Consider the following 18,227-nt stretch of genomic DNA (forward strand, 5'->3'; position numbering starts at 1 on the left):
GGGCAACCGATTTTCGGTCGGGACGGGGTCGGGCACAATCGGCGGATGAGCGAAGAAGACCCCTACCTCTGGCTGGAAGAAGTCACCGGCGAGGCCGCCCTCACCTGGGTGCGCGAGCGCAACGGGGAAACGGTGTCCGAGCTGGCCTCGGATCCCGGGTTCAAGGTGCTGGAGTCGGGGATCCGCGAGGTCCTCGACGACGACGGCAGGATCCCGTACACGCGCCGGCGCGGACGCCACCTCTACAACTTCTGGCAGGACGCCGACCACGTGCGCGGCCTGTGGCGGCGCACCACGCTGGAGGAGTACCGCAAGGACCGGCCCGACTGGGAGCCGGTCCTCGACCTGGACGCGCTCGCCGAGGCCGAAGGGGAGAAGTGGGCCTGGGCGGGCAGCGCCGTCCTGGCCCCCGATCACCGCCATGCCCTGGTCATGCTGTCGAGGGACGGCGCGGACGCCTGTGTGGTGCGCGAGTTCGACCTCGTGGAGCGGGAGTTCGTCGCGGGCGGCTTCGAGGTCGCCGAGGCCAAGACCCGGATCGGCTGGATCGACCGGGACCTGGTCTGGATCGGCACTGACTTCGGCCCCGGTTCGATGTCCCCGTCCGGCTACCCCCTCCAGGTGCGCCGGTGGCGGCGCGGCACCCCCCTCGCGGAGGCCGAACTCGTCTACGAGGGCCGGCCCACGGACCTGTCCGCCTCCGGCTGGCACGACGACACGCCCGGCTTCGAACGGGACTTCGTCCACCGGCAGATCGACTTCTGGCAGGGGGAACTGCTCCTCCTCCCCGGGGACGGAAGGGTGGATCCGGCGGCCGGACCCGAGAAGATCGACGTCCCCGACGATGCCAGTGCCTCCGTCCACCGCGAGTGGCTGCTCGTCTCGCCGAAGTCGCCGTGGCTGGGCCACGCCGCGGGCAGCCTGCTCGCCTTCGACTTCGAGGCCTTCCGGGCGGGGGGCCGGGAGGCGGCGGTGCTCTTCGCCCCGGACGAGCACACAGCCCTCGCGGGCTGGAGCTGGACCCGCCACCACCTGATCCTCACCACCAGCGCCGACGTCTCCTCACGGCTGGAGATCCTGACCCCCGGGCCGGGCCCCGACGGCTGGACCCGCACTCCGCTCGCGGGCGTACCGCCCCTGTCCACGGCCTCCGTGGTCGGCACCGACCCGGACGTGAGCGACGAGTTCTTCCTGAACGTCTCGGGCCACCTCCAGCCGTCCACCCTCTACCGGGGTACGGCCCCGGCCGGCGCGGACGAGACCGTCAAGCAGGGCCCGGCGCTCTTCGACACCGCCGGCCTCGCGGTCCGCCAGCACTTCGCGCGCTCCGCGGACGGCACGCGGGTCCCGTACTTCCTCGTCGGACCCGAGGACCGCACCGGCCCCGGACCCACCCTGCTCTACGGCTACGGCGGCTTCGAGGTCTCCATGGTCCCGGGCTACAGCGCCGTCACCGGCCGCGCCTGGCTCGCGCGAGGCGGTACGTACGTGGTCGCGGGCATCCGCGGCGGGCACGAGTACGGGCCCCGGTGGCACAAGGCCGCGCTCGGCGCGAACCGGGTCCGGGCCTACGAGGACTTCGCCGCCGTGGCCCGGGACCTCATCGCCCGGGACGTCACCACCCCCGCCCAGCTCGGCATCGAGGGCGGCAGCAACGGGGGACTGCTCATGGGCGCGATGCTCACCCGCGACCCCGAACTGTTCGGCGCGGTCGTCGCCCACGTGCCGCTGCTGGACATGCTCCGATTCCACAAGCTGCTCGCCGGAGCCAGCTGGATCGCCGAGTACGGGGACCCCGACGACCCGGCCGACCGGCCCCACCTGGAGCGGATCTCCCCGTACCACCAGGTCCGGACCGACGGGCCCGCGTACCCGCCGCTGCTCCTGCTGACCTCGACCCGCGACGACCGCGTCCACCCCGGGCACGCCCGCAAGATGGCCGCCCGGCTGCGGGAATCGGGGCACCCCGTGCTCTTCCACGAGCACCTCGGCGGCGGCCACGCGGGCGCCACCGACCACGGCCAGACCGCCTTCAACGAGGCGCTGGTCCACACCTTCCTGTGGGAGCGGCTGACCCCGCAGAAGTGAAGTGCGGCGCAGCACCGCGGGTCGCGGTGCTGCGCCCTTTCCGGCCGTGAGCCCGGCCCGCCGCCACCGATCAGCCTCCGTGCAGCGCCCGGACCCTGGTCTCGATGGCGGTGATCAGTGCCTCGACCCTGGCCTCGAAGATCTGCTCGTCCGTGACCTCGGCCAGGTGGCCGCCGAGCCGGGTGATGTTCGGGAAGCCCGCGGGGTCGACCAGGCGGTACTCGCGGCTCCAGGAGGACTCGTCGGCCGCCCGGACCTCCGGGTCGAACAGCAGGTAGGCGGCACGCTGGCCCACGTAGGCCAGGAGGGAGTCGCCGACCATCCGGTAGTGGACGGCCGCCTCGGCCCCCTCGAGGCCCGCCTCCGTCACCGCGCCGAGGATCAGCTCCACGACCCGGAACTCGTTGGGCCTGCGGGTGGTCCGGCTGGCCATGACCGAGCCCACCACCGGGTACCTGAGCGCGACTTCGAGGGAACCGTCGGCGAGCGCCCGCAGCCGGTCCTTCCAGTCGAGCCCCGCGGGGATGCGGTCGAGCACCTCGCCGAGCGTGCGGTCGGCGACCGACAGCAGCAGCTCGTCCTTGTCGCGGAAGTGCCGGTAGATCGCGGTCGGGTCGGCACCGAGCTCCTCGCCGAGGCGCCGCACGGTGAAGGCGTCCTCGCTGCCGCGAGCCGCGATGCGCAGGCTCGCTTCGATGATCGCGTCGGGTGTGAGCTGGCTGCCCGCGCGCTTGGACCGGGCGGGTGTGTCGGATGACTTCGGCATGGTGGAGCCAGTGTAACGATGTGGATCAGAGCGAGCGCAACACCGTTGACAACATTGTTGCGCTCCCGTTCACTCCTCCTCAACGAACCAGCCGTGCGGGCCCCGCCCGCCGAGCCGAAGGATGCGTCGATGGGCAAGACCAGGCAGCGTGCCGACATCGTCTTCACCGGGGGACGGGTCTTCACCGGCACCTCACCCACCCCGGTCGACGCCTCCGTCGCCGTCGCGGACGGCCGGATCCTCGCCGTGGCCGACGCGGCCACCGTGCGCTCCCTCGCGGACGCCGACACCGAGATCGTCGACCTCGCCGGCGGACTGCTCGTCCCCGGATTCCAGGACGCACACGTCCACCCCGTGGTCGCCGGCGTCCAGATGCTCGGCTGCGACCTGAGCGAGGAGCGCACCATCGACGGCTACCTCGCGGTGGTCGCGGCCTTCGCCGCAGCCCACCCCGGCGCGGCCTGGATCCGCGGCGGTGGCTGGTCGATGGACGTCTTCCCCGGCGGCACGCCGACCCGCGCCATGCTGGACGCGGTGGTCCCGGATCGGCCCGTCCTGCTCACCAACCGGGACGGCCACGGCGCCTGGGTCAACACCAGGGCGCTCGCCGTCGCCGGCGTCGACCGCACCACCCCCGACCCGGCCGACGGCCGGATCGAGCGGGAGGAGGACGGAACCCCCGCCGGCACCCTCCAGGAGGGGGCCGTGGAGCTGGTGGCCGACCACGTGCCCATCGCGAGCCCGGACGAGGCGCTCGCCGGCCTGCTCGCCGCGCAGCAGCACCTCTTCTCCCTCGGCGTCACCAGCTGGCAGGACGCCATGATCGGCGCCTTCCCGGGCAACCCCGACAACTACGGCGTCTACCTGCGCGCCGCCCGCGAGGGCTCCCTGCGCGCCCGCGTCGTCGGCGCCCTGTGGTGGGACCGCGAACGCGGCCTGGAACAGATACCGGACCTGGAGGAGCGCCGCCGCACCGGCCGGGCCGGCCGCTTCAACGCCACCAGCGTGAAGATGATGCAGGACGGCATCGCCGAGAACTTCACCGCCGGCATGCTGGAGCCCTACCTCGACGGCTGCGGCTGCGCCACCGACAACTCCGGGCTCAGCTTCATCGATCCGGAGGTGCTCGCCGAGGCGGTGGCCCGGCTCGACCGCGCGGGCTTCCAGATCCACTTCCACGCCCTCGGCGACCGGGCCGTCCGCGAGGTGCTCGACGCCCTCGCCGGTGCCCGCGAGGCCAACGGGGCCAACGACAACCGCCACCACCTCGCCCACCTCCAGGTCGTCCACCCGGACGACATCGCCCGCTTCGCGAGCCTGGACGCGGCCGCCAACATCCAGGCCCTGTGGGCCGCCCACGAACCGCAGATGGACGAGCTCACGATCCCCTTCCTCGGACCGGAACGGGCCCGCCTCCAGTACCCGTTCGGCGACCTCCAGCGCGCCGGAGCCCGCCTGGTCGCGGGCAGCGACTGGTCGGTCAGCAGCCCCAACCCGCTCTGGGGCATCCACGTCGCCGTCAACCGCTCCGTACCCGACGAGGCACCGAACGCGACCGGGACCTTCGAACCGGCGCCGCCGTTCTTCCCCGAGCAGGCGCTCACCCTCTCCCAGGCGCTCACCGCCTACACCGCCGGCAGCGCTTGGGCGAACCACCTCGACGAGGTCACCGGCACCGTCGAGGAGGGCAAGTACGCGGACCTCGTCGTCCTCGACCGGGACCCCTTCGCCCGCCCCCCGCTGGAGATCGCCGACACCCGCGTGCTGCGCACGTACATCGACGGCGAACTGGTCTTCGCCGCCACCGACTGAGCGGTCCGCCCGCCCCCGTAGAGCCACCGGCCGGGCCGCCACCGGCCGAGCGTCATCCACCCCACCGAGCTCATCCCTCAGGGAGTCAGACGATGTCACCCACCCGATCGGGATCCCCGCTGCACCGCCCCCGCCGCCGCGTCCACCGCATCCGCGACGCCGCCGCGGCCGCCCTCGCCGCGGCCGCCGTGCTCGTCACGAGCGCCTGCTCCGGCTCCGCACCCGACAAGGACGCGGACCGGGCCACCGCGTACGAGATCACGGACAGGACGCCCGCCGCCACCGGGAACGTGGACTCCTTCACCTGGTCCGTCTACGCGGAGCCGACCACCATCGACTACGCCTACTCCTTCGACTTCCCGCCCAACCAGATCCTCTCCAACGTCTGCGAGAGCCTGCTGCGCTGGAACCCCGACCTGACCACCTCCCCGGGGCTCGCGGCCTCGTACACCAACCCCACGCCCACCACCTGGGTCTACCAGATCCGCCCCGGCGTGCACTTCCACGACGGGACGGTGCTCACCGCCGACGACGTCGTCGCCTCCCTGAGCCGCAACCTCGACCCGGCGACCGCCAGCGTCTGGGCGAACCAGTACAAGAACGTGAAGTCCATAGACAAGACCGGCCCGATGGAAGTCACCGTCACGCTGACGAAGCCGGACTCCACCTTCAACAAGTACCTGGCCGCCGGCCCCGGCACCGTGGAGTCCGCCGCCACCCTGGCCAAGTCCGGCAAGGACTACGGCAATCCGCAGACCGGCGTGAACTGCACCGGCCCCTTCTCCTTCGGGTCCTGGACCTCCGGCCAGTCCCTCACCCTCAAGCGGTTCGACGGGTACTGGAACCAGGAGCTGAAGGCCAAGTCCGGCGAGGTGAAGTTCGTCTTCCTCGCCGATGCCACCACCCGGGTCAACGCCTTCCAGAGCGGGGAGGTCGACGGCGGCTGGATGGTGCCGCCGAACGCCTACGCCCAACTGGGCTCCACCCAGGCCGGAAAGCTCTACTTCGGCCGCAACACCACCGTCGCCGACGAGGTGGTCGCCAACCTCAAGGGCCCCCTCGGCGACGCCAGGGTCCGCCAGGCCCTCCTGATGGCCATCGACCGCAAGGGCATCGTCAAGGCCGGCGCCGGCGGGGTCGGCGAGGTCTCCGACTCCCTCGTCACCGACAACCTGTGGGCCGACGCGCCCCCCGCGACCCGCGAAGCGCTCCTGAAGGACCTGCCGAAGTACCCGTACGACCCGGCCAAGGCCAAGGCGCTCGCCGCCGAGGCCGGAGTGAACGGCCAGAAGGTCGTGATCGCGACCAGCCCGCTGGACTCGCAGACCACCATCATCACCCAGGCCGTCGCCCAGGCCGCCACCGCCATCGGACTGAAGCCGCAGATCGACTCCCTCTCCGCGGAGAAGTACACGACCCTCTTCACCGACCCCGCGGCCCGTGAGGGCATCGACCTCTTCCTCACCTTCTGGTACACCTCGATCACCGACCCCCTGGACATGTTCGCCTCGCTGGAGACCGGCGCCTTCAGCAACTACGGCAACTGGTCCGACCCCGCCTTCGACGCCGCCGTCCAGAAGGCCGTCGGAGCCTACGACCCCGCCGCGCACGCGGACGCCAACGCCGAGGCGCAGCGGATCGCCTCGCGCGAACTGCCCTGGCTGCCCCTGTACACGCTGCCCGTCAGCGTCTTCATGGGCAAGAAGATCACCGGGGTCCAGCCCTCCATCGCCTACCTCTACTACCCGTGGGCGGCCGAGATCGGAGCCAACGGATGACGGCCGCGGCGACGGCCGCGAAGCCTGCGAACTCCGCGCCGGCCGGAAAGTCGACGAGGTCCGCGGCGGCCCGCGCCGGACGGGTCCTGCGCCGCCTGGCCGGCATGGCGGCGACCCTGCTCGCCACCTCCTTCCTCGTCTTCTCCTCCCTCTTCCTGGCCCCCGGGGACCCGGCGAGCTTCCTGATCAAGGGACGCAGCCCCAGCCCCGAGGACCTCGCCGCGCTGCGCAGCCAGTACGGCTTCGACGAACCCTTCCTGGTCCGGTACTGGAACTGGCTCGAAGGCGTGCTGCACGGCGACTTCGGCCGCTCCTACCTCTTCCACCAGGACGTCTCCTCCGTCATCTGGTCGCGCCTGCCCTCCTCCATGCTGCTGATCGCCGTATCCGGCCTGATGATCGCCGTGTTCGGCATCGGCTCCGGCATCATCGGCGCCCTGCGCCGGGGTTCGCGCACCGACCGCTCCCTGATGCTGCTCGTCACGGTGGGCGCGGCCGCACCCGCCTTCGTCGCCGCCCTGCTGCTCCGGTCGGTGTTCGGGGTGCAACTCGGCTGGTTCCCCACCATCGGCAACGGCGAAGGCCTCATGGACCGGCTGCACCACGTGATCCTCCCGGCGGCTGCCCTGTCCGTCACCTTCACCGCCCTCGTGACCCGGGTGACCCGCTCGGCCATGCTCGACGAGCTGGGCCGCGACCACGTGGAGGTCGCCCTGAGCCGCGGAGCGCCCCGGCGCACCGTCATCCGGCGGCACGTGCTGCGCAACGCGCTCGGACCGATCGTCACCGTCTCCGCCCTCCTCGTCTCCGGCATGCTCGTCAGCACCGCCATCGTGGAGACCGCCTTCGGAATGTCCGGCGTGGGCTCCCTGCTCGTGCAGTCCGTCGACCAGCTCGACTTCCAGGTCGTCCAGGCCATCGTGCTGCTGGTGGTGGCCGCGTTCGTCGTCGTCAACGCCCTCGTCGACCTGATCCACCCACTGATCGATCCGCGCACGGCGGCCGCGGGGAGCGCCCGATGAGCACCCTTCACGAAACGGGCGCCACGCCCCGCACCTCCCGGATCCGGCGCGACCCCCTCGCCCGGCTGCGCCGCCTCGGCGGCGGCCCGCTCCAGCGGACCTGCCTGGCGCTCCTGGTCCTGTTCGTGCTCATCGCACTGCTCGGCCCCTGGATCGCCCCGTACGACCCCACCTTCGGACAGCTCGGCGACACCCTCCTGGGGCCGAGCGCCCAGCACTGGCTGGGCACCGACCAGGGCGGCCACGACACCCTCTCGGCGCTGCTGGCCGGCACCCGGACCAGCCTGGCCGGCCCGCTCGCCGTCGTCCTGTTCTCCACCGTCCTCGGCGTCGCCGTGGGCCTGTTCACCGCCTGGCGGGGCGGCTGGATCGACACCGCCGTCGGGCGGGTCCTCGACGTCCTGTTCGCCTTCCCCGCGCTGCTCCTCGCGATCCTCGCGGTGGCCCTGTTCGGCAAGGGGATGACGGCCCCGGTGATCGCCATGGCCCTCGCCTACATGCCGTACACCGCACGCCTCGTACGGGGCCTGGCCGTCCGGGAGAAGTTCCGGCCCTACGTCGCCGCCTACCAGGTGCAGGGACACTCGCCCCTGTACGTCACCGTCCGCAGGCTGCTGCCCAACATCGCCCCGACGCTGCTCGCCCAGTCGACGGTCAACTTCGGCTACGCCCTGCTCGACCTCGCCGCCCTCTCCTTCCTCGGGCTCGGCGTCCAGCCGCCCACCCCCGACTGGGGAGCCATGATCAACCAGGGGCAGGCGGCCGTCCTCCAGGGCCAGCCGCTCTCCGCGATCGCGCCGGCCGTGGCCGTCGTCCTGGTCGTGGTCGCCTTCAACGTCGTCGGGGAAGACCTCGGCGACCGGCTCGCGGGGAGGGACCCCCGATGACACTGCTCGCCTACGAAGCCCTGCGCGTCACCCTCCCCGGCACGGCCCGCCCGCTCCTCGACGGCATCAGCCTCACCGTCGCGGCGGGCGAGGTCGTGGCCCTGGTCGGCGAATCCGGCTCGGGCAAGTCCGTCACCGCCCGGGCCGCCCTCGGCCTGTTCCCGCAGGGCTCCGAGACCGGCGGCCGGGTCCGCGTGGACGGGACCGACCTGGTCGGCGCCGACCCCGCGAGCCTGCGCGAGGTCCGCACCAACAAGGCGGCGATGATCTACCAGGACCCCCGGGCCGCCATCAACCCGGTGCGCCGGGTCGGGGACTTCCTCACCGAACCGCTGCGCCTGGTGCACGGCTGGTCCAAGGCCCGCGCGAACCTCAGGGCAGCCGAACTGCTCGACGCGGTCGGCCTGCCCGACCCCGTCCGCCACCTGGACCAGTTCCCGCACGAGCTCTCCGGCGGCATGCTCCAGCGCGTCGTGATCGCCGCGGCCCTCACCGCCGAACCGAGGCTCCTGCTCTGCGACGAGCCGACCACCGCGCTCGACGTCAGCACGCAGGCCGAGATCCTGGCCGTCCTCGGCCGGCTCCAGCGCGAACGCGGCCTCGGACTCCTCCTCATCACCCACGACATCGAGCTGGCCGCCTCCGTCAGCGACCGGATCTACGTCATGTACGCCGGCCGGATCGTGGAGACGGCGCCCGTGGCGGAACTCTTCGCCTCCCCGCGGCACCCCTACACCGCGGGCCTGCTCGACTCCTCCCCGCCCCTCGAAGGCCCCCTCGCCCGCCTCACCCCCATCCCCGGCGCCCCGATGGGCCTGCTGGAGTCGGCCCCCGGCTGCTCCTTCGCACCCCGCTGCCGGTTCGCCGAACCGGGCCGCTGCGACCAGTCCCCGCCGGAGCTCCTGCGGCACGGCACGGCCGAGGTCGCCTGCCACCGCGCCGCCGAACTCTCGCCCGAGGAGGACCGTTGAACACCGCACCGAGCGGGGGCACCGCCCCCGAACTCCTCCGGGTGACCGGACTGCGCAAGACCTACCGGACCGGGGGGACGGAGGTCGTCGCCGTGGACGACCTCTCCTTCTCCGTGCGCGCCGGAGGGGCGCTCGGCATCGTGGGGGAGTCCGGCTCGGGCAAGACCACCACGGCCCGGATGCTGATCGGCCTGGAACGCCCCGACGCGGGGGAGATCCTGGTCCAGGGCCGGCCGCTGGCGACCTCCGTACGGGGGAGGCCGGCCCGGCTGGCCCGCGCCAAGGCGGTCCAGATCGTCTTCCAGGACCCCTACCTCTCCCTCGACGCGCGGATCACCATCGGGGAGACGGTCGACGGCGTGCTCAGACTGCACGGCATGTCCGACCGTGCGGCCCGGGCCGCACGGGTGCGGGAACTGCTGGCGCAGGTCGGCCTGGGCGACCGCGAGGCGGCCGCGCTGCCCCGCCGGCTCTCCGGCGGGCAGCGCCAGCGCGCCGCGATCGCCCGTGCGCTGGCCGTGGAACCGGCCGTCCTGGTGCTCGACGAGGCGGTGTCCGCCCTGGACGTGTCCGTGCAGGCGCAGGTGCTCAACCTGCTCTCCGACATCCGGCGCGACACCGGGATCGGCCTGGTCTTCGTCAGCCACGACCTGGCCGTCGTCCGCTACGTCTGCGACGAGGCGCTCGTCATGTACCGCGGCCGCACGATGGAACACCGCCCCGTCGACGAGCTCCTCACCGACCCCGAGCACCCCTACACCCGGCTGCTGCTGGCCTCCGTACCCCGTCCGGGCTGGGACCCCGACTCGATCAGCCGGCGCCGCCGCGAGCTCGCCCCCTGAGAGCGTTCCCGTCGCCGGGGCGGGTTCCCACGAGCCCGCCCCGGCCGCGGGGGTGACGGACCGGCACCTCCGGGCGACGGCCGGACGATCATGGCCGGGAACCGCCCTGGCGCCCCCGGAACGCATGGCGGAAGATCCCTCAGCGGGCGCCGCCCGTGGCTTACGATCACCGCGGACGGTCCGCCCGTGATCGCCGCTCGACCCGCACCCGTGGAGGTCAACCGTGTTCCGGACGGCCAGAGCAGACCGTACGCGCCCCAGCAGCCTTCGCATCCGTGCCGTCGCCGCGGCGACGGCCGCGGGGGCCCTCCTCGTCGCGGGATGCTCCTCGGGCGATGACGGCCCGGCCGAGGCGGCCGGGGGAGTGCCCGTCGTGGAGAAGGGCAAGCTGACCACCTGCACCCACCTGCCCTACCCGCCGTTCCAGTTCGAGCAGGGCGGCAAGGTCGTCGGTTTCGACGTGGCCCTGGTCGATCTGGTGGCGGAGCGGCTCAAGGTCGAGCAGAAGATCCTCGACACCCCCTTCGAGAACTTCAAGACCGGCGCCTTCCTGAACTCCGGCGAGTGCGACCTCGCGGCCGCCGGCATGACGATCACCGACGAGCGCAAGAAGAACGTGGACTTCTCCGTCCCCTACTTCGACGCCACGCAGGCCCTGCTCGCCACCAAGAAGAGCGGCGTCACCTCGCTCGCCGACCTCAAGGCGAAGTCGAAGAAGCTGGGCGCGCAGGCCGAGACCACCGGCGAGAGCTACGCCAAGTCCCAGGGCTTCGACCCCGTGGCCTTCGAGAGCTCGGACGCGGTCCTCAACGGGCTGCGCACCGGCCAGGTGGACGCGATCGTCATCGACTACCCCGTGGTCCAGGGCTGGCTCAAGGACCCGAAGAACGCCGCCGAGTTCACCCTCGGACAGAACATCGAGACCGGCGAGCAGTACGGCTTCTCGGTGAAGAAGGGCAACACCGCCCTCGTGGCCGCGATCGACAAGGCGATCACCGACGCCAAGGCCGACGGCACCTACAAGAAGCTCTACGAGCAGTGGATCGGCCCGCTGCCCCAGACCACCCCGTGACCTCCCGGCTGACCCGGCGCCAGCGCCGCCGGGTCTCGCAGGGACTGCAGTACGCGCTCTTCGCCGCGGTGCTGGTCCTGATCGCCGTCTCCGCGGACTGGGGGAGGCTGCAGAACCAGTTCGCCCAGAAGGACCTGGCGCTGCGGCTCTTCCCGGACATCATCACCATCGCCCTGCGCAACACGGTGGTCTACACGACCTCCGGGTTCCTCCTCGGCCTGGTCCTCGGGCTGGTCATCGCCATGATGCGGCTGTCCTCCGTGGCCCCGTACCGGTGGGTGGCGAGCGTCTACATCGAGCTGTTCCGGGGACTCCCGGCCCTGCTGATCTTCATCTTCGTGGGCGTGGCGGTGCCCCTGGCGTTCCCCGGCACGGAGATCCCCGGCGGTACGTACGGCAAGGTCGCGCTCGGCCTGGGCCTGGTGGCCGCCGCCTACATGGCGGAAACGATTCGGGCCGGCATCCAGGCGGTCCCCAAGGGGCAGATGGAAGCCGCCCGCTCGCTGGGCTTCTCGCACGCCCGCGCCATGGTCTCCATCGTCATCCCGCAGGCCTTCCGCATCGTCATCCCGCCCCTCACCAACGAACTCGTCCTGCTCTTCAAGGACTCCTCGCTCGTGCTGTTCCTCGGCGTGACGCTGCAGGAGCGCGAACTGACCAAATTCGGCCGGGACCTCGCCAGCCAGACCGCCAACTCCACCCCGATCCTGGTCGCGGGCCTGTGCTACCTCCTGGTGACCGTGCCGCTGAGCTTCGTGGTGCGCCGCCTGGAAGCCCGCGCGGACAAGGCCGGGTGAGGAAGACATGCCACAGGAGGCCCCAGCGGTGGACACGAAGGCCACGGACGGCCCGGAGATCGAGATCCGGGGACTGCACAAGTCCTTCGGCACCCACCACGTCCTGCGCGGCATCGACCTCGACATCGCCCGAGGCGAGGTGGTGTGCGTCATCGGGCCCTCCGGCTCGGGCAAATCGACGCTGCTGCGCTGTGTGAACCTGCTCGAAGAGCCCAGCGCGGGCAAGGTCTTCGTCGGCGGTACGGAGGTCACCGACCTCGACGTGGACATCGACGCCGTCCGCCGCCGCATCGGGATGGTCTTCCAGCAGTTCAACCTCTTCCCGCACGTCAGCGTCCGCGAGAACCTCGTCCTGCCCCAGCGCCGCGTCCTGGGCAGGAGCAGGGCCGAGGCCGAGGCCGTGGCCCGGGAGAACCTCGCCCGCGTCGGCCTCTCCGAGAAGTCCGAGGCGTACCCCGCCCAGTTGTCCGGCGGTCAGCAGCAGCGGGTGGCGATCGCCAGGGCCCTGTCGATGGGCCCGGAGGTGATGCTCTTCGACGAGCCGACCTCGGCCCTGGACCCCGAACTCGTCGGCGAGGTACTGGCGGTGATGCGGGTCCTGGCGGCGGAGGGCATGACGATGATGGTCGTCACCCACGAGATGAGCTTCGCCCGCGAGGTCGCGGACCGGGTCGTGTTCATGGACGGCGGGATGGTCGTCGAGCAGGGCCCGGCGGCCCAGGTGGTCGGGAACCCCCGGCAGGAGCGGACCAGGAGCTTCCTCACCCGGATCCTGGACCCGGCGGCCGCCGAGCCGCCTGGGGCCCCACCCGCGCCGTCGAGTTGATCATGAGGCAGGATGGCACCCCGTTCGGATGCGCACACCTGCGCGAACGCGGCCTCATGCACGACGAACTGACAGGTGACAAGGTGACCACACCCCTCATCCGGCGGCCCGCAGGGTACGCCTCCGCCTCCCCGGCCCGGCGAGGGGCGGAGGGCGTCCGTTGACCCGGGACCTCGTCCTGCACGACTGGCTGGTCGCCGGCATCGCGCTCGCCGCGGGCGGATTCGCCGGACTGCTGCTGCGCGCCCTCGTACGGTGGCTGGCCAAGCACGCCCTCAGGACCCGGTGGAGCGGCGACGACATCATCGTCGACGCGCTGCGCACCCTGGCACCGGCGGCGGCCGTCATAGCCGGCGCCGCCGTGGCCGCCTCCATGCTGCCCCTCGGCCCGCACGTCTCCGCCTGGGTGGGCAACTCGCTGACCGTGCTGCTGATCCTGGTGGCCACGGTCGGCGCGGCCCGCGTCGTCGCCGGGCTCGTGCGGTCCCTGGCCCAGGCGCGGACGGGAGTGGCCGGATCGGCCACCATATTCGTCAACATCACCCGGGTCCTGGTGCTCGCGATGGGTCTGCTCATCGCCCTCGAAAGCGTGGGCGTGTCCATCGCGCCCCTGCTCACCGCGCTCGGCGTGGGCGGCCTGGCGGTCGCGCTGGCGCTGCAGGACACCCTCGCCAACCTCTTCGCCGGCGTGCACATCCTCGCCTCGAAGACGGTGCAGCCCGGCGACTACATCCGGCTGACGAGCGGCGAGGAGGGGTACGTCGTCGACATCAACTGGCGCAACACCGTGGTCCGGAACCTCTCCAACAACCTGGTGATCATCCCCAACGGGCGGCTCGCGCGCACCAACATGACCAACTTCACCCAGCCCGAGCAGCCGTTGACGATCATGGTCCAGGTGGGAGTGGGCTACGAGAGCGACCTGGAGCACGTCGAGCGGGTGACCATGGAGGTGGTCGACGAGGTGATGGCGGAGGTCAAGGGAGCGGTCCCCGAGCACGAGGCGCTCGTGCGCTTCCACACCTTCGCGGACTCCAGGATCGACTTCACGGTGATCCTCGGCGTCGGCGAGTTCAGCGACCAGTACCGGATCAAGCACGAGTTCATCAAGCGGCTGCACAGCCGCTTCCGGGCGGAGGGCATTTCCATCCCCGCCCCCACGCGGACGGTCCAGCTCCACCAGGAGGCCCCCCGGTCCGCGCGGCCCGCCCCCGCCTCGCCCGTACCGCACCAGCGCGAGGCGCCGGACACGGCCCGCGCGGAACGCGGGCGGTAGCGGGTCATAAGCTGGCGGCCCGGGCGGTCCGCGCCCGGGCGTTCCAGGACCGGCCCACCGAAAGGCCCGCATCATGAGTGAGAAGGCCCGCAAGCTGTTCGACGCGCTCGACCTGAACAGCGACGGGGTCCTGACCCGGGTTGAGGTGATAAGGGCCCTGCGCAGCAAGGGCCCCACCCTGGCCGCCCAGGGAGTCCTGCCCCAGTGGGCCGTGGGAGACGTGGACGCCTCCTCGGCCCTCTTCGACCAGGCGAACGCGGACGGCGACCACGTGCTGACCTTCGAGGAGTTCGAGCGCGTGGTCGACCGCCGCTTCGGCTGGTAGACGCTGCGCGGGCCCCGGATCAGGGCCGGCTCAGGAGCGGATCCCGTCGCAGGCGATCCGCAGGTGCCGGGGCCCGCGCAGGACCGCGTTCTGCCGGTAGGGCGGCGGATCCTCCAGCAGCCGCGGGTTCTCCAGCCGCCGGGCCAGTTCGCTCAGCGCGAGCTGGGCCTCCAGCCGGGCCAGCGGGGCGCCGAAACAGCTGTGGATGCCGCTGCCCAGGCCGAGGTGCTGGATGTCCTTGCGGTGCGGGTCGAAGCGGTCCGGGTTCTCGAAGCGGTTCGGGTCCCGGTTTCCGGAGGCCAGGATCAGCCACATCGAGGAGCCCTTGGGGATGGTGACCCCGCTGACCTCGATGTCCACCAACGGCGTCCGCTGCGGCAGCAGTTGAACCGGCGGCTCGAACCGCAGCAGCTCCTCCACGAGCGGCACGGCGAGCCGGGGCTCCTCCCGCAGCTCCGCCAGTACGTCCGGATTGCGCAGCAGGGTCAGCATTCCATTGGTGATCAGGTTGACCGTGGTCTCGTGGCCGGCGATCAGCAGCAGGGCGGCCGTGCTCAGCAGCTCCATGGTGGACATGGACTCGTCCGGGCCGTGTCCCACGGCCAGTTGGGAGAGCATGTCCTCGCCGGGATCCTTCCGGCGCTGTTCGATCAGCCCGGCCAGGTACATGCCCAGCTCCATGCGGGAGTCATGGGTCTTGCGCTGCCGTTCGGCGGGATCGGAATCGGGATCCGGGTCCAGGCTGGCGGCGAGGGTGTCGGCCCAGACGTGGAACTTGGGCTCGTCCTCGCGCGGTACGCCGAGCAGCTGGCAGATCATCGTCACCGGGAACGGGTAGGCGAACTGGTCGACCAGGTCGATGTTCCCGGTGTCCCCGAGGTTGTCGATGAGACCGGTGACGATGTCCTTCAGCCCGCCGCGCATCCCGTCGACGCGGTGCGGCGAATGCGGCGGCCCGAAGGGCCGGTTGGTCATCCGGCGCAGCCGGTCGTGCTCCGGCGGGTCGAGCTTCAGGAAGCTCGGCGGCAGCGCCGTCTCCTCCGCCTCCCCGCCCTCGGCCAGCGGGTCCCCGGCCGTGGCGGCCAGGTTGCGCGCGTCGGAGCTGAGCCGCGGATCGTGCAGCAGGCTCTGGATGTCGTAGTAGGTGCTGATGACGTAGGGGCCGGTCCCGTCGTGGAAGACGGGGGTCTTGCGCAGCTCCTCGTACAGCGGGTAGGGGTTCGCGCGGCTGGAATAGTCCAGGATCTGGCTCAGGATGCCGTGGGCCATGGGGGGTCCTCCGGGAACGCTCGGATCAGTGCCGGGCGGGGGTGAAGGTGGCGATCCGGCGGTCCGCCGGCGAGTACCCGCTGAGGGTGATGGTCGGGCCGTGCGTGGGCACGGAGGGGTCGGGGAAGTCGGCCGGGATCGGCCGCTGCCCGTCGGGGCGGCGGTCCACCGTGGTGAAGGGGGGCGGGAACGGCGCCGTGCTCTCGATCTGCTTCTCGTAGAACTGCAGCCAGCGCCCGTTGTCGAAGGTGACGGCCCCGATCACCCGGCCCTGGTAGCCGTAGACCCCGGTGAACCGGCGCTCGGACCGGGACCCCTGGGTGATCATGATCTCGGTGCCCATGGAGGGCACGCCGACGGACTTGATGTTCACGCCGAACTGGGAGGACCAGAACGCCGGCACCCACAGGTGCGGCCGGCGGTCGGTGCTCTCGCTCAGCATGTTGTGGGCGGCGGTCTCGGCCTGCGCCACCGCGTTGCCCCAGTGCTCCAGCGAGAGGAACTGGTAGCCGAACAGCGCGTGCGGGGAGCGGGCCACGTCGCCCGCCACGTAGATGTCGTCGGTGACGATGCCGCGGAGGTCGAAGGCCCGGCAGCCCGCGTCGCAGGCGATGCCGCGGGGCCCCGCGCCGAGTCCGGAGCCGGTCAGCCACTCGGTGTTGCGCATGGCGCCGAGCGAGACGACCACCACGTCGCATTCCAGCGTGGTGCCGTCGGAGAGGTGCGCGGCCCGCACCCGGCCGGTGGAGTCGCCCTCCAGGGCGGTCACGGAGATGCCCGTGCGCAGGTCCACGCCGTTCTCCCGGTGGAGTTCGGCGGCCACGGCCCCGATCACCCCGCCCAGGGCGCCGACCAGGGGGCCGTTGCCGCGTTCGGCGACGGTGACCTCCAGTCCGCGTTCGCGGCACGCCGAGGCGATCTCGGAACCGGTGAAGCCGGCGCCGATGACCAGGACCCGGCGCGGACCGGCGGCCAGGGCGCGGGCCAGACCCGCCCCGTCCTCGCGGGTGCGCAGGGTGAAGACCCCGTCGAGCTCGCCCTCGGCCTCGTTCGGCCAGGGCCGGGCCCGGACCCCGGTGGCGATCAGCAGACGGTCGTACGGGACCTCCTCGCCGTCGGCGAGCCTGACCGTACGGGCCGCCATGTCGAGGCCGGTGGCCGCGACGCCGAGGCGCCATTCGGCGTCGATCTCGCGCCGCCGGGGGAGCAGGGTGCGCTCGGCGTCGGCCTTGCCCAGCAGTACCTGCTTGGACAGCGGCGGCCGGTCGTACGGCTCGTACGGCTCGTCGCCGATCATGGTCAGGGAGCCCGCGAAGCCCTTCTCCCGCACGACCTCGGCGGCGCGCAGTCCGGCCAGCGAGGCGCCGACGACCACGATCCGGCCGGAGCGCTTGAGCTGGTCCAGAGCGGTGTCAGCCATCGGAGGCCTCCCTCCCGGAGCCGGCGGCCGCGGCCGCCGGGGTACGGGCTGCGGGGCTGCCCGGCAGGTCCAGATCGTCCACGAGGATCGCCTGTACGGGGCAGGCGGCCGCGGCCTGGGCCACGCGTTCGCGCTGGGCCTCCTCGGCCTGCGGATCGTAGAGCAGTGCTTCGTCCCCGTGCATCGCGAAGACGTCGGGGGCGAGGAAGGCGCACTGCGCGTATCCCTGGCACCGGTTGAGATCGACGACGAGCCTCAGCACAGTGTGTCCTTTCGGTGCCCCCCTGGGCTTCCCGCACCAGCCTGCGCGCGGGGGTGCTAAGGGGCGCGTCAGGTACCGCCATCGGAGTGGTGTGCGGCCGCCCCCGAGGGGGCGGTCCGGGGCCGGCCACGGACCCGGCCCGAGTTCAGGATGTACAGGCTCACGACCAGGGCCCAGGCCGGGAAGACCAGCTCGGACCAGGGCAGGGAGGAGCCCGCCACCAGCAGCACCAGGCCGGCGAGGTACCCGGCCATGGCCAGCGGGCGCGGGAAGGCCCCGAGCCGGCGGCCGATCGTGGAGGTCGCGAACACGAACACGGCGGCCATCCGCATCCCGTACGTGGTCAGCAGGTCGTAGGCGAAGTGGCGGCCGAACTCCTGGGGCTGATCGGAGCCCAGCACCGTTCCCGCGGCCGCCGCGGCGCCGAAGAGGCTGGCGACGAAGACCAGCCCGCTGCCCAGGAAGACGGTGGCGACGAACCGGTCCTCGGCCTCGCCGGAGTGCTCCCGCAGCGCGCCCATGAACCACAGGAAGGCGATGCCCGCGAAGGGCACGAGCTCCAGCGCCGTGGTCACCGCGTCCCGCTGGCCCGGGGTGACCTCGACCTCGGACGCGCCGCCCCCCTCGGGCAGGCCGATCCGGGCCAGCACGATCGCCGCCGCCATGAGGACGGCGAAGAGGATCCCCGCGAGCCCCGCCGCCCTGGGGGTGCTCAGGCTCGGCCTCGGGGCCGTCTCCGGTGCTTCTGGTCTCATGCGTCCAGCAAGCCCGCGGTACGGCCGTGGTGCCAGCGGGGCCGCGCGCCCGGGTGACG

At 72.1% G+C, this 18,227-nt stretch carries 17 protein-coding genes; 12 read left to right on the forward strand and 5 right to left on the reverse strand.

Annotation, left to right across the window (positions count from 1 at the left end; all coding sequences use genetic code 11):
• Window positions 1-45: 45 nt before the first annotated feature.
• Entirely contained in the window at window positions 46-2,088 is a 2,043-nt protein-coding gene (locus NLX94_RS07500; RefSeq protein WP_254381794.1) for a prolyl oligopeptidase family protein, read from the forward strand.
• Between the two features lie 70 nt (window positions 2,089-2,158).
• Here NLX94_RS07500 and NLX94_RS07505 read toward each other — a convergent pair whose 3' ends face one another.
• Window positions 2,159-2,854, reverse strand: a complete 696-nt coding sequence (locus NLX94_RS07505; protein WP_254381795.1) for a TetR/AcrR family transcriptional regulator — start codon at window positions 2,852-2,854, stop codon at window positions 2,159-2,161.
• A gap of 129 nt (window positions 2,855-2,983) precedes the next feature.
• Between NLX94_RS07505 and NLX94_RS07510 the strand changes: the two genes are divergently transcribed.
• The 11 genes from NLX94_RS07510 to NLX94_RS07565 all read left to right on the forward strand — a co-directional run bounded on the left by NLX94_RS07510 (window position 2,984) and on the right by NLX94_RS07565 (window position 14,462).
• A complete protein-coding gene (locus NLX94_RS07510; protein ID WP_254381796.1) occupies window positions 2,984-4,666 on the forward strand; it encodes an amidohydrolase in 1,683 nt (560 codons plus the stop codon).
• 92 nt (window positions 4,667-4,758) lie between these two features.
• Window positions 4,759-6,444 carry an ABC transporter substrate-binding protein gene (locus NLX94_RS07520; RefSeq protein ID WP_302168868.1) on the forward strand — a complete coding sequence of 562 codons (1,686 nt, stop codon included), beginning with the start codon at window positions 4,759-4,761 and terminating at the stop codon, window positions 6,442-6,444.
• Complete coding sequence (locus NLX94_RS07525) at window positions 6,441-7,466, forward strand: ABC transporter permease (protein ID WP_254381797.1); 1,026 nt, start codon at window positions 6,441-6,443, stop codon at window positions 7,464-7,466. The genes NLX94_RS07520 and NLX94_RS07525 overlap by 4 nt, the downstream gene beginning before the upstream one ends.
• Window positions 7,463-8,353, forward strand: a complete 891-nt coding sequence (locus tag NLX94_RS07530; RefSeq protein ID WP_254381798.1) for an ABC transporter permease — start codon at window positions 7,463-7,465, stop codon at window positions 8,351-8,353. The genes NLX94_RS07525 and NLX94_RS07530 overlap by 4 nt, the downstream gene beginning before the upstream one ends.
• Window positions 8,350-9,324 carry an ABC transporter ATP-binding protein gene (locus NLX94_RS07535; RefSeq protein ID WP_254381799.1) on the forward strand — a complete coding sequence of 325 codons (975 nt, stop codon included), beginning with the start codon at window positions 8,350-8,352 and terminating at the stop codon, window positions 9,322-9,324. Before NLX94_RS07530 ends, NLX94_RS07535 begins: the two co-directional genes overlap by 4 nt.
• Window positions 9,321-10,166, forward strand: a complete 846-nt coding sequence (locus tag NLX94_RS07540) for an ABC transporter ATP-binding protein (RefSeq protein WP_254381800.1) — start codon at window positions 9,321-9,323, stop codon at window positions 10,164-10,166. The genes NLX94_RS07535 and NLX94_RS07540 overlap by 4 nt, the downstream gene beginning before the upstream one ends.
• Window positions 10,167-10,389: 223 nt before the next feature.
• Window positions 10,390-11,238: an ABC transporter substrate-binding protein gene (locus tag NLX94_RS07545; RefSeq protein ID WP_254381801.1), complete on the forward strand. Its 849-nt coding sequence runs from the start codon at window positions 10,390-10,392 to the stop codon at window positions 11,236-11,238.
• A complete protein-coding gene (locus tag NLX94_RS07550; RefSeq protein WP_254381802.1) occupies window positions 11,235-12,035 on the forward strand; it encodes an amino acid ABC transporter permease in 801 nt (266 codons plus the stop codon). Before NLX94_RS07545 ends, NLX94_RS07550 begins: the two co-directional genes overlap by 4 nt.
• A gap of 7 nt (window positions 12,036-12,042) precedes the next feature.
• Window positions 12,043-12,861, forward strand: coding sequence for an amino acid ABC transporter ATP-binding protein (locus NLX94_RS07555; RefSeq protein ID WP_374683913.1), 819 nt, complete (start codon window positions 12,043-12,045; stop codon window positions 12,859-12,861).
• A gap of 160 nt (window positions 12,862-13,021) precedes the next feature.
• Window positions 13,022-14,137, forward strand: coding sequence for a mechanosensitive ion channel family protein (locus NLX94_RS07560; protein ID WP_254381804.1), 1,116 nt, complete (start codon window positions 13,022-13,024; stop codon window positions 14,135-14,137).
• Window positions 14,138-14,210: 73 nt separating this feature from the next.
• The gene (locus NLX94_RS07565; protein ID WP_254381805.1) at window positions 14,211-14,462 is read left to right on the forward strand and encodes an EF-hand domain-containing protein; all 252 of its coding nucleotides are present in this window, start codon (window positions 14,211-14,213) and stop codon (window positions 14,460-14,462) included.
• A 30-nt stretch (window positions 14,463-14,492) separates the two neighbouring features.
• Here the strand turns inward: NLX94_RS07565 and NLX94_RS07570 are convergent, their stop codons facing one another.
• The 4 genes from NLX94_RS07570 to NLX94_RS07585 form a co-directional block, all read right to left on the reverse strand.
• Window positions 14,493-15,731: a cytochrome P450 gene (locus NLX94_RS07570; RefSeq protein WP_254381806.1), complete on the reverse strand. Its 1,239-nt coding sequence runs from the start codon at window positions 15,729-15,731 to the stop codon at window positions 14,493-14,495.
• Window positions 15,732-15,756: 25 nt separating this feature from the next.
• Window positions 15,757-17,151, reverse strand: coding sequence for an NAD(P)/FAD-dependent oxidoreductase (locus NLX94_RS07575; protein ID WP_254381807.1), 1,395 nt, complete (start codon window positions 17,149-17,151; stop codon window positions 15,757-15,759).
• Window positions 17,144-17,410, reverse strand: a complete 267-nt coding sequence (locus NLX94_RS07580; protein WP_254381892.1) for a ferredoxin — start codon at window positions 17,408-17,410, stop codon at window positions 17,144-17,146. The genes NLX94_RS07575 and NLX94_RS07580 overlap by 8 nt, the downstream gene beginning before the upstream one ends.
• Window positions 17,411-17,481: 71 nt before the next feature.
• The gene (locus NLX94_RS07585) at window positions 17,482-18,168 is read right to left on the reverse strand and encodes a hypothetical protein (protein WP_254381808.1); all 687 of its coding nucleotides are present in this window, start codon (window positions 18,166-18,168) and stop codon (window positions 17,482-17,484) included.
• Window positions 18,169-18,227 lie beyond the last annotated feature (59 nt).

It is taken from the genome of Streptomyces sp. TBY4, from assembly GCF_024213195.1.
GTDB lineage: Bacteria > Actinomycetota > Actinomycetes > Streptomycetales > Streptomycetaceae > Streptomyces.